Source organism: Bradyrhizobium sp. SZCCHNR1017 (assembly GCF_032381375.1).
In the GTDB taxonomy this organism is placed as follows: domain Bacteria; phylum Pseudomonadota; class Alphaproteobacteria; order Rhizobiales; family Xanthobacteraceae; genus Bradyrhizobium.
Genome location: NZ_JAUHIR010000022.1, coordinates 98,467 through 109,389, shown reverse-complemented (window position 1 = coordinate 109,389; position 10,923 = coordinate 98,467). Strand labels below are relative to the sequence as shown.

Annotated in this window: 9 protein-coding genes; 4 read left to right on the top strand and 5 right to left on the bottom strand. The window is 67.8% G+C overall.

Features of this window, described 5'->3' with window-relative positions; translation table 11 throughout:
• The first annotated feature begins 449 nt into the window (after positions 1 to 449).
• Together QW863_RS33145 and QW863_RS33140 are read left to right on the top strand one after the other, a co-directional pair.
• Positions 450 to 1,661, top strand: coding sequence for an APC family permease (locus tag QW863_RS33145; protein ID WP_315718160.1), 1,212 nt, complete (start codon positions 450 to 452; stop codon positions 1,659 to 1,661).
• An 82-nt stretch (positions 1,662 to 1,743) separates the two neighbouring features.
• Complete coding sequence (locus QW863_RS33140) at positions 1,744 to 3,039, top strand: MgtC/SapB family protein (RefSeq protein WP_315718159.1); 1,296 nt, start codon at positions 1,744 to 1,746, stop codon at positions 3,037 to 3,039.
• A 20-nt stretch (positions 3,040 to 3,059) separates the two neighbouring features.
• Here the strand turns inward: QW863_RS33140 and QW863_RS33135 are convergent, their stop codons facing one another.
• The 5 genes from QW863_RS33135 to QW863_RS33115 form a co-directional block, all read right to left on the bottom strand.
• The gene (locus QW863_RS33135) at positions 3,060 to 5,021 is read right to left on the bottom strand and encodes a putative bifunctional diguanylate cyclase/phosphodiesterase (protein WP_315718158.1); all 1,962 of its coding nucleotides are present in this window, start codon (positions 5,019 to 5,021) and stop codon (positions 3,060 to 3,062) included.
• 248 nt (positions 5,022 to 5,269) lie between these two features.
• Positions 5,270 to 5,827 carry an HNH endonuclease gene (locus QW863_RS33130; RefSeq protein ID WP_006610584.1) on the bottom strand — a complete coding sequence of 186 codons (558 nt, stop codon included), beginning with the start codon at positions 5,825 to 5,827 and terminating at the stop codon, positions 5,270 to 5,272.
• A 222-nt stretch (positions 5,828 to 6,049) separates the two neighbouring features.
• Complete coding sequence (locus QW863_RS33125; protein ID WP_315718156.1) at positions 6,050 to 7,021, bottom strand: peptidyl-alpha-hydroxyglycine alpha-amidating lyase family protein; 972 nt, start codon at positions 7,019 to 7,021, stop codon at positions 6,050 to 6,052.
• Between the two features lie 75 nt (positions 7,022 to 7,096).
• Complete coding sequence (locus QW863_RS33120; protein WP_315718155.1) at positions 7,097 to 8,188, bottom strand: DUF2855 family protein; 1,092 nt, start codon at positions 8,186 to 8,188, stop codon at positions 7,097 to 7,099.
• 109 nt (positions 8,189 to 8,297) lie between these two features.
• Positions 8,298 to 8,951, bottom strand: coding sequence for a DNA-3-methyladenine glycosylase 2 family protein (locus QW863_RS33115; RefSeq protein ID WP_315718154.1), 654 nt, complete (start codon positions 8,949 to 8,951; stop codon positions 8,298 to 8,300).
• A 90-nt stretch (positions 8,952 to 9,041) separates the two neighbouring features.
• On the opposite strand from QW863_RS33115, the gene QW863_RS33110 reads away from it, so the two are divergent.
• Together QW863_RS33110 and gluQRS are read left to right on the top strand one after the other, a co-directional pair.
• Positions 9,042 to 9,908 carry a nucleotidyltransferase domain-containing protein gene (locus QW863_RS33110; protein WP_315718153.1) on the top strand — a complete coding sequence of 289 codons (867 nt, stop codon included), beginning with the start codon at positions 9,042 to 9,044 and terminating at the stop codon, positions 9,906 to 9,908.
• Positions 9,908 to 10,777 (top strand): tRNA glutamyl-Q(34) synthetase GluQRS, encoded by an 870-nt coding sequence (gluQRS, locus tag QW863_RS33105; protein WP_315718164.1) that lies wholly within the window; start codon positions 9,908 to 9,910, stop codon positions 10,775 to 10,777. Before QW863_RS33110 ends, gluQRS begins: the two co-directional genes overlap by 1 nt.
• The last annotated feature ends 146 nt before the right edge of the window (positions 10,778 to 10,923 follow it).

The window sequence follows — 10,923 nt, the reverse complement described above, 5'->3', positions numbered from 1 at the left end:
CTCCAGCAGAAGCGCTTGACGAGCTGCTGTCACGAATGAAAACACTTGGTGTTGCGACCACCGCTTGAGCCCGCCGGTCGCTCCGGCTGGACCTGTGGTTCCTGCCCCGTGCATTTTCTCCGCACGGGGGCCACGGGCCTCGGCCGAGGCTCGGTCTTCCCTGCGCCCTCTCGTTTCGAGAGGAGATCGATCAGCACAGCTCGGGCCCATCGCGCCGCGAGAGCGCGAAGTCATGTCTCGACGCGGCGCATCTCAAGTTGGCCGATGGCCGTGAAGGCGAACGCGCCTCGCGAAGAAGGCCCGGCGGCCGGATGCCGCAGCGGCCGGCCGCGGGCGCGCGCTCCGGATTGACCGGGATCAAGAGCGCTCGCGCTTGCTCCCTTAAGCCCCTACAACTCTGTTGTTCGTTGTGATCAAGAATGGACGTCGTGGTGCCGCAAGATCCAATCGTGCCTCCATCTGGCTTGCGGCGGCGGCTCGGACTGCCGCTGCTGGTCCTCTACGGCACGGGCGTGACCGTCGGCGCCGGCATCTATGTCCTGATCGGCGCGGTCGCCGGTCATGCAGGAGTCCATTCCTCCTGGGCCTTTGCGCTGGCGGCGTTCGTGATGGCGTTCACCGCCGCCTCCTATGCCGAGCTTGCGACCCGCTATCCCGTGAGCGCCGGCGAGGCCGCTTATGTCCGCGCGGCTTTCAAGTCGCGGCTGCTGTCGACGGCGGCCGGCACGCTGCGGCTCGCCACCGGCATCATCGCGGCGGCCGCGGTGACGCTCGGCGGCGCCGGCTACATCCGGCAACTGATCGATCTGCCGACGCCGCTGATCGCGATGGCCATCGTGGTCGCGCTCGGCATCGTGGCGTCCTGGGGCATTCTCGAATCGGTGATGCTCGCCGGACTGCTGACCTTGATCGAGACCGGCGGACTGGTGTGGATCGTCGTCTCGGCCGTTCACTCCGGCGTCGCGTTCGGCCCTGCCTTGCTGACGCCGCCGCCGCTCGATCTCGGCGTTCTCTCCGGCATCACCTTCGCCGGCCTGCTCGCGTTCTTCGCCTTCGTCGGCTTCGAGGACCTCGCCAACGTCGTGGAGGAGGCCAAGAGCCCGCAGCGAAGCATTCCGTGGGCGATGGCGCTCACGCTGCTGATCACCTCCGTGCTGTATGTGCTGATTGCTGCGATCGCGGTGACCGCTGTGGCGCCGGGCGTGCTGTCGGCCTCTCCGGCGCCGCTCAGCCTGGTGTTCAATGCCGTCGCAGGCATCAGCCCCGCCACCTTCACCGCGATTGCGATCGTGTCCACGCTCAACACCGTTCTCGCGCAGATGACGATGACGGCGCGCGTCGTCTATGGCATGGCGGGGCAGGGCGACCTGCCGCGCATCGCCGGCCAGGTCGATCCGCGCACCGGAACGCCGCTGATCGCAACCGGCCTCGTCATGCTGGCGGTCGCGATCCTCGCGCTGGCCTTCCCGCTGGAGCGGCTGGCGGAAGGCACCTCGCTCGCGACGCTGACGATCTTCGCCATCGTCAATCTGTGCCTGCTCCGCATCCGCATCCGGCGCATCGGATCGGATGCCGCCGATGTGCGGGTGCCGCTATGGGTCCCCGCACTTGGTCTCGTCACGTGTATGCTGATGATCGTCAGCGCGTTCGTCGCGGCCTGAGCGGACCGATGGGACACCTTGCGGCGATGTACCGGGTTGCCCGATGTCACCCGGCGCAGACCTGGCGGTTTGACGTAGGATCATGTCGATGCCGGATCTCATGAGCCTCAGTCCCGCGATCATCGCGATCGTCGTCGCGCTCGTCATCGGGTTGCTGATCGGTCTGGAGCGCGAGCGCCGCAAGGGCGAGGGGCCCGGGCGCTCGCCCGCGGGCTTGCGGACCTTTGCCGTCGCGTCGCTGGCCGGCGCGGTGAGCATGCTGATCGGCGGCAAGCTGCTGCTGGCCGTCGTCACCGCTGGAATCATGGTCCTCACGGCGATCGCCTATTGGCGTTCGCGCAGCGACGATCCGGGACTGACCTCGGAGGCGGCGCTGATCCTGACCGTCCTGCTCGGCGGCCTCGCCACCGAGCAACCTGCTCTGGCGGCGGGCGTCGCCGTCGTGCTGGCGGTGCTGTTGGCGGCCCGGCCGGTGCTGCACGACTTCGTCCGTTCGGTGCTCAGCGAGAGCGAGCTCAAGGACGGCCTGATCTTTGCCGCGGCCACGCTGGTCGTGCTGCCTCTGCTCCCGGATCAGCCGATCGGTCCGTACGGCGCGCTCAACCTGCGCGGCATCTGGACGCTCGTCGTCCTGATGATGGCGATCGGTGCCGCCGGACATGTCTCGATGCGTCTGCTCGGCGCACGCGGCGGGCTCGCCGTGTCCGGCTTCGCCTCGGGCTTCGTCTCCAGCACGGCCACGATCGGCGCGATGGGCGCACGGGCGCGCAAGGCGCCGGAGCTTGGCGGCGCCGCGGCCGCCGGCGCGGCATTGTCGACCGTCGCGACCATCGCCCAGCTCGCCGCGGTGCTGGCCGTCACCAGCCTTCCCGCGCTGCAGGCGCTGCTGGTCCCGCTGCTCTGTGCCGGCGCGGCGGCGGCGATCTACGGCGCGATCTTCACGATCGTCGGGTTGCGGCAGAGCGGTTCCGCCGACCTGCCGCCCGGACGCGCCTTCAGCCTGCCGGGCGCGCTGTTGCTGGCGCTGACGATCTCTGCGGTTCTGGTGCTCTCGGCCGCGTTGCGCGAGGCGTTCGGCGAAGCCGGCCTGGTGGCGAGCGCCGCCGTCGCCGGTCTGGTCGATACCCATGCGCCGGCGGCGGCCGCGGCCGCGCTTGCCGCGTCGGGCAAGATCGGCGCCGCCGATGCCGTGGTTCCGGTGCTCGCGGCGCTGTCGGCGAACACGATCAGCAAGATCGTGGTGGCGTGGACCAGCGGCGGGTCGTCCTTCGCCCTGCGCCTCGTCCCTGGCCTCGTCCTCGTCATCGCCGCCGCCTGGGCCGGCGCCTTCGGACCGAGCCTTGCCCATGGTCTTGCCGATGTGCTGGTCGATCCGTGAGCGCGACGTCCGCGCAGCACCTACGCGCTGCGCGGCAAGCGCTCGACCGCGGCAGCAGCACCGCTGCGATGCTGGACGAGCCACGCGATGGCGTCGTCCTCCTTCATCGGCTTGCCATACAGCCAGCCCTGTCCATAGGAGCAGCCGAGCATGCGAAGGCACTCGGCGTCCGCCTCGCTCTCGACGCCCTCGGCGATCATGCGGTGGCCGAGCGGCAGCGCCACCGCGGTGATGGCCGCGACGAGCTGCTGATCCCGTCGGTTGCCGGCGATGCCGTGGATGAAGGAGCGGTCGATCTTGATGGTGTCGATCTCGACCGCCATCAGGTTCGCGATCGAGGAATGGCCGACGCCGAAATCGTCGATCGCAAGACCAAAGCCGTATTGGTCGATCAGCTTCAATTCGTCGGCGCAGCGCTTGGGATCGAACATCGCCTCTTCGGTCACCTCGATCTCGATCCGGTGGGGATCGACGCCGTAGCGTTCGGAGACGGTCTTGAGGGTCTGCGCCGGCGAGTGAAGCGGGAATTCCCGCGGCGAGACGTTGATCGATACCCGGATGCCGTGCGCCTTCTTGCGGTCGAGCGCGCGCAGGAACGCGCAGACGCGCTCGCCCACGAACTCCGTGAGCTGGCCGGACAGGCGCAATCGGATCGCCGCGGACACGATGTCCGGCGGCGGGATCAGTCCGGCGCTCGGGTGCTTCCAGCGCAGCAGCGCCTCGAAGCCGATGACCTCCTGCGTGGCCATCGCGACCTGGGGCTGGAATTCGACGTGGAGCTCGCGGCGGGCCAGCGCGGCGGGCAGCTCGGCATCGAGCCGGCGCTGCTGCGTCAGCTCGGACTGCATCTTGGCGTCGAACACGCGCATGCAGGCGCGGCCGTCGTCCTTGGCGCGATAGAGCGCGACGTCGGCGCGGGCGGAGAGCTCTTCCAGATCGATCGGGCCTTCCGCATGCGCCGCGATGCCGATCGAGCAGCTGACGGGCAGCACCTGGCCCGCGATCGCGAGCGGCTGCGCGAGGGCGGCCATCAGCCATTCGGCGAGTGCGACGGACCGGCTCGCCACGTCGTCGCCCTGCATGACGACGACGAACTCATCGCCGCCCAGGCGGACCGGCAGATCGTCGCCGCGGCAGGCGGATTGCAGCAGCGCGGCGATGGCCTGAATGACCCGGTCGCCGGCATCGTGGCCGCGCGCGTCGTTGATGGTCTTGAAGTTGTCGACGTCGATCAGGAGGAATGCGACCCCGCGTCCGGAACGGCACGCCGCGGCGGCCACGGTGCGGAAATGGCTGCGATTGGCGAGCCCGGTGAGCGAGTCCGTGCGAACCAGACGCTCCAAAGCGTGGTTGGCCTCGGCGACGGATTCCGCCAGCACGGTCGCCTCGATGGCGGTCTTCTGGCTCGCGATGAAGTTGCGCTCGCCGAGCCGCGCTGCGCGGAACAGCATGAAGGTCAGGAAGGCGACGTCGACCGCGACGATGTAGTCGACGTCGCTGCCCGAGATCAGCATCCGCAGCACGGTCGCGCCCATCAGCGGCGCGCCGAACGCGATCGCCATCCTCGAATAGGCGAGACTCTGGATGATGGCCCCGGTGGTGGTGCCGGCCATGATGAAGACGACGTCGTTGACGTTGTGCGCGTGGGAGAAGGCCGGCAGCGCGATCGGGACGATCGCCCACAGCACGCCGCTGGCGAAAGCCATGATGGTGAGATTGCGCAGCACGCGCTGTGGATCGCGCTCGATCCGTCCGGACGATTTCAGGTACGACACCCATCCGGCGCGGAACGCGGCGAAGACGATGGCGGCGCCCAGCCACCAGAAGATGAGGGTGCCGCCCTCCCTGAGATACAGCAACAGCGCCAGCGACGTTGCGATCGCCGCATTGGCGAACATCGTGAGGGAAATGTTCTGCAGCGAGCTGGCTGCCTGGGCTTTCGCGAGCGCCGCCGCTTTGCACTCGGTGGTTGCGGTCTGCATGCGCGGAACGGACGGCCCTGCTGGATCGGTGACGGAAGCGGGCAGCCATGGCGGCGGCCCATGCGGCAACGCGCGAGCATGCTGAACAGGGACCTAAAGTGGAGTTAATCCAGTCCGATATATGGCCGGACGGCCGGGCCATTCGGCCTGCGGATCTGGCGGCCGGGCGTTCGCAGACTCCAGCGAGAGCAGCATGTCGCCGCCGCCGGGGCGATGTCCAGCATCAACACCGACATCGGGCCGATCCGCTACGGATCGAGCTCGGTGTCCCAATAGAGATAGTCGAGCCAGCTGTCGTGCAGGTAGTTCGGCGGGAACAGCCGGCCGTTGCGATGGAGCTGGTGGACGGTTGGCGCATAGGGCGCCTGCTTGGGGAACATCTTGGCCTGCTGTGGCGTCAGATTGCCCTTCTTCAGATTGCAGGGCGAGCAGGCGGCGACGACGTTCTCCCAGGTGGTCTGGCCACCCTTGCTGCGGGGGATGACGTGATCGAAGGTCAGGTCGTCGCCGGAGTGGCAGTACTGGCAGGCGAAACGGTCGCGGAGGAAGACGTTGAAGCGGGTGAAGGCCGGATGCGTCGACGGCTTTACGAAGGATTTCAGCGAAACCACGCTGGGCAGCTGGATTTCGAAGGACGGACTTCGGATCGCGCGGTCGTAGTATTCGACAATGTTGACGCGATCGAGAAACACTGCCTTGATCGCGTCTTGCCACGACCAGAGAGACAGCGGGTAGTAACTCAGCGGCCGGAAGTCCGCGTTCAGCACCAACACCGGCCAACCGCCTTGCGAGACATGTGCGTTCAAGTAACGCTCCTGGCCTCCATAACGGCTGCGAAGCAGCATGCCCTCACATACTACATGCAGCGTGACGGGATTGTGAAGCCCCAAGAATGGCTTGACATGGCTTCTCCCGCCTTTGGAGCTGCCGTCCAAAGCGCGTCAGAACCGTGGCAGAGCGCCCGATCGCCGCACTGCAAATCAGTTGCATCTCTTCCGGCGCGACGACGACCAGCAGGACGACCAAGGTCAGCCCGGGACCCGCTCCAGCTTCTGCAGGCAGCGGTGGATCCTGACCTCGTCCGGCATCGGCCGGTCCAGGAAGCTCGTGCTCCAGTTGGTGACGCCGACCTCGCCGACATAGATGTCGCCGCGGCTGTCAATGGCGAGGCCGTGCGGGGCCAGGAAGCGGCCGGTTTCCAGGCCCGGACCGTGCTCGCCGCCGAGCCGGGCGATGCGCTGGCCGGTGGCGTCGGTGATGGTCAGCCGCGGTCCGAGATTGGGAACGTTGAGGTTGACCGGCATGCCGGGGCCGAGCTCGCCGATGATGAAGGTCTTGCGCCCCGCGCCGCAGGCGCACAGCGCGCAGGGCCGATGCAGATTGTTCCACTGCGTCTCGTAGCGGCCGTCGCCGTCGAAGATCTGGATGCGGTGGTTCTCGCGATCGGCGACGTAGACAAAACCGTCGGCATCGGTCGCGATGTTGTGAACGATGTTGAACTGGCCGGGATCGGAGCCGGGCTCGCCCCAGCTGCGGATCAGCCGGCCGTCGGGTGTGTATTTGTGGACCCGCGCATTGCCGTAGCCGTCGGAAACGTAGATCTCGCCCGAGGGCGACAGCGCGGTGTGGGTGCAGCGGTTGAACGGCTCGCCGCTCATGAACGGCGTCGGACGCTCCGGCAGGCCGATGGTCAGGAGCACCTTGCCGTCATCCGTGCATTTGCGCACGGTGTGGTCGCCATCGTCGGTGCAGTAGAGATTGTCCTCGCTGTCGATCGACAAGCCGTGGGCGCGACTGAACAGGCCCTCGCCCCAGCTCTTGATGAAATTGCCGTCGCGGTCGAACACGATCATCGGATGGGCGCCGCGATTGAAGGCGTAGACGCGATCCTTGCTGTCAACGGCAACCGAGGCGACGTCGGTGAGCGCCCAGCCTTCGGGCAGCTTGGCCCAGTCCTTGACGACGCGATAGCTGTAATTGCCCGTTCCGAGAATGGACATCGCCTCGCCTCCCTGCCTCTGCGCAACCTCGGTCCGGGCAACGCTACACGGGTTTGGTCGCGGGTGAAAACCTGCTTACGTCGCCATCGTCAGCATGTGGCCCTCATGCGGCGGAATATGACCTTGCAAGGTGTCGAGATAGACGCGCTGTACGGCCTCCGGTCCGCGTCCTTCCGTGATCGTGAGCCAGCCGTCGAGCCGCGGAGCGAAGTCCCGCCACGCCGCGCCGAGCCGGCTTTCGATGCCGCCGGGTCCCCATTCCCTGGCACGCTTCCTGATCTGGTCGGGCGCGAAGAACCAGGTGGGCGGGGCACCGGGAAGCACCTCTGCGTCATCGCTGCCGTCCTGATGCGTCAGCCCGACGCGGCCGGAATAGACGAGGTTGTCGCCGTAGTGCCGATGCAGCGCGGCGCGGAGGCTGGCGTTGCCGGCCATGTCGACGAACGCTGCGCGCGCCCCCGCGTCGAGCCCGTCGACCGCGTCGTAGGTCACGACCGCGTCGTAGCAGCCGAGCGAGCGGACGAAGCCGGCATTCGATGGCGAGGTCAGCCCGATCACGCGGATGTCCTTGCGCCGCGTATGCAGGAGGTGGGCGAGGCCGAACGCGGTCTTGCTCGAGGCCGAGGACAGGATGACGGTTGTGGCGCCGAAATGAGCCTGTTCGGCGAGAAAGTCGTCGACCAGGAACGACAGCATGAACAGCGGGCGCAGCAGGGCCTGATCATCGCCTTGCCGTCCGGCAAAGGCGGGATCGTCGCCCACCCGCGCATAGGCGTTGTAGACCGGCGCGACGCCCTGGCGGTGCGCGGCCGCGTCGCGCAGGCCGCGCTTGCCGACGTCGGCGGCCTCGATGACGAGATGCGTCGCCATCGGGAAGTAGCCGAACAGGCGCTCGCCTTCGGCGACGGCAGGATGGCGGGACGCGATCACGTCGCCGAAGCCCCACACGGGAATGATGCCGAAGCCGTCGGGCGCGGGAAACAGTTGCCAATATTTCAACTGCTCGCCGAGCAGCGCGTAGGTGATGTTATTGGCGGTGAAGGCGAAGCGGTCGACCTTCACCAGCAGCGCCTCGGCAGGAAGCGCGTCGCCATCGGGAAGCTCGGTGACGATCGTCTTGCACTGCTGCAGATCGCCGCGCGCGACGATGAAATCGGACGATTGCATGATGAAGACCTCGGCCGTTCGTTTGCTGTGCGTCGTGGCGCGATCCTGGCCGACATCGATGACCGTTTTGCAACCCCAACTTTGTTTGAAACGCCGTTCACCGGAGTTGTTAGTTCGCCGGAGTGATCACGCCCTCGCGCTTCTTGACCACGCGGTAATAGCTCCACCACAGGTGCGCCGCCGCGCCGCGCAGCGGGCGCCAGCCTTCCGCAAGCGGCATCATCTGCTTGGCCGTAGGCCGCGTCGCAAGCCCGAGCCCGACCTTGACCGCCTCCTGCACGGCGAGGTCGCCGGACGGCCAGGCGTCGCCATGGCCGAGGCAGAACAGCAGGTAGACGTCGGCGGTCCACGGCCCGATGCCGGGCAGGGCGGTCAGGGTGGCGTGCGCGGCGTCGGCGTCCTCATTGGCGAGCACGTCGAGGTTCAGCCGCCCGGCGCCGAGCTCGCGCGCGATGTGCTTCAGCGTCTTGATCTTGGCGGCAGAGAGGCCGAGCCGTCCCAGCCGGTCGGCGCGGGCGCGGCGGACGGCGTCGGCATCGAACGGATCGAATGCCGCCTGCAGCCGGCCCCAGATCGCGGCCGCGCTCGCGGTCGAGAGCTGCTGGCCGCAGACGATGTGGGCGATCCCGGCGAAGCCCGGCTCACGCCTCCGGAGCGCCGGCATGCCGGTCGCTTCGAGGACGGGCGCCAGCCGCGCGTCCTGCTTCACCAGGTCGCGGATCGCGTCCTCGAGAACGGCTTGGCTGCCGAGGTGAAGGGTCATGGCGTCGCCGAACGGGCTGGGCCATGTCGCGCCGGGTGGACGGCAGGAAGGCCCAGGGCTAAGGCAGCATCAGTCACGGCTGGAACTCTCATGAGCTTGCGTAGCATCCCCTCCGACATGGCCCGCCACAAGGTCGCCGGGATCGACTCCCTGCTGGATCGCGTCGTTGCCGAGCACGGCGTGTTTCTGCCGCTCGCCATCGAGAGCGGCAGCCGCGCCTGGGGCTTTGCCTCGCCCGACAGCGACTATGATTGCCGGTTCGTCTATGTGCGGCGCGCCGCCGATCATATCAAGCCATGGCCGGTGCGCGACGTCATCGAGTTTCCGCTCGAAGATGATTACGACGCCAACGGCTGGGATCTGGCCAAGGCGGTACAGCTGCTGCTGAAGGGCAATGCGGTCATCATCGAATGGCTGCGGTCGCCGGTGGTGTATCGTGGCTCGGCTTGGTTTCGTGATGACTTTCTCGCCTTCGCCAGGAGCGTGGCGAGCCGCGATGCCGTGGCGCGGCACTATCTGCATCTCGGTGAACGGCAGCGCCGCGCGTATTTCGGCGACGGCACGGAGGTTGCGCAGAAGAAGATCTTCTACGCGCTGCGGCCAGCCGCGACGCTGCGCTGGCTGCGCCTGCACCCAAGGGAAGCGGTGGCGCCGATGCATTTTCCGACCTTGATGGCGGAGTGCGATCCACCCGCGGTCTTGCAGGCGGAGGTGGCCGAGCTGATGCAGCGGAAAGCCTCGACCCGCGAGCTCGGCATCGCACCGCTGCCGCCCGTGGTGGCCGCGTTCGTCGATGCCGAGTTCGAGCTGGCCCGGTCGGCCTTCAGCGAATGCCGCAGCAGTACGGCCGAGATGATGCAGCAGGCAGAGCACTTCTATCGGACCGTGGTCGAGCGTCTGGAACGCGAAACGCAGGCAGGAGAGGCGCAGGGCTCTGTGGCGTCGAACTCATCATGATGCCACCCGTTTTCCGATTCGCCCCCAGCCCCAACGGCTATCTGCATCTCGGCCACGCTTTTTCGGCGCTGTTGAACTTCCAATGCGCGCAGCGGAGCGGCGGCCGCTTGTTGCTGCGCATCGAGGACATCGATCCGACCCGCTGCCGCCCCGAGTTCGAGCAGGCGATCTATGAGGACCTCGCCTGGCTCGGCATCGCCTGGGAGCAGCCGGTGCGGCGGCAATCGGAGCACCTTGCCGAGTATCGCGCTGCGCTGGACCGGCTGCGGGGCATGGGGCTGGTCTATCCGAGCTTCGAGAGCCGGGCCGAGGCCGCGCGGATGGTCGCGCAACGGGATGCAGAGGGGGCTTGGCCGCGCGATCCGGATGGCGCGCCGCTCTATCCGGGGACGGCGACCTCGCTCTCCGAGGCGCGCCGTGCGGCACTGATGGCCAGCGGCGCGCCCTATGCCTTGCGGCTCGACATGGCCGCCGCGGTCGCGCGCGCCGGCCGGCCGGCCTGGGACGAGCATGGCGCCGGGCCTTCGGGCGAGAGTGGCAGGGTCGCAGCAAGGCCGGAGGCCTGGGGGGATGTGGTTCTGGCGCGCAAGGAGACGCCGACCAGTTATCACCTCTCCGTCGTGCTCGACGATGCCCTGCAGGGGGTGACCGAGGTGGTGCGTGGACAGGACCTGTTTCATGCCACCAGCGTGCACCGGCTGCTGCAGGTCCTGCTCGGCCTGCCGGCTCCGGCCTATCGGCATCACCAACTGATTCGCGACGCGCAGGGCCACAAGCTGTCCAAGTCCTCCCGGGCGACGGGATTGCGCGCCTTGCGTGCGGAAGGCGTCTCGCCGGCGGAAATCCGACACAGGATCGGCATGGTCTAGCCGCGTCCTGCCGCAAGCCCCGATGTCTCCCCACGTTTCCGGCGGGGACAACCTCCGGGGCATCGTGACACCCGGAAACGACCGTGCCATGCTGCTCAATGGCGCGGGTAATCGGGAGCTTCAATCGAAAGCGGCACGACGAGACA

Bases quoted from the DNA above. Each gene is read 5' to 3' on its own strand.
- QW863_RS33135 (WP_315718158.1), bottom strand. From the start codon at position 5,021: ATGCAGACCGCAACCACCGAGTGCAAAGCGGCGGCGCTCGCGAAAGCC.
- QW863_RS33115 (WP_315718154.1), bottom strand. From the start codon at position 8,951: ATGACCCTTCACCTCGGCAGCCAAGCCGTTCTCGAGGACGCGATCCGC.
- gluQRS (WP_315718164.1), top strand. From the start codon at position 9,908: ATGCCACCCGTTTTCCGATTCGCCCCCAGCCCCAACGGCTATCTGCAT.
- QW863_RS33110 (WP_315718153.1), top strand. From the start codon at position 9,042: ATGAGCTTGCGTAGCATCCCCTCCGACATGGCCCGCCACAAGGTCGCC.
- QW863_RS33120 (WP_315718155.1), bottom strand. From the start codon at position 8,188: ATGCAATCGTCCGATTTCATCGTCGCGCGCGGCGATCTGCAGCAGTGC.
- QW863_RS33140 (WP_315718159.1), top strand. From the start codon at position 1,744: ATGTCGATGCCGGATCTCATGAGCCTCAGTCCCGCGATCATCGCGATC.
- QW863_RS33125 (WP_315718156.1), bottom strand. From the start codon at position 7,021: ATGTCCATTCTCGGAACGGGCAATTACAGCTATCGCGTCGTCAAGGAC.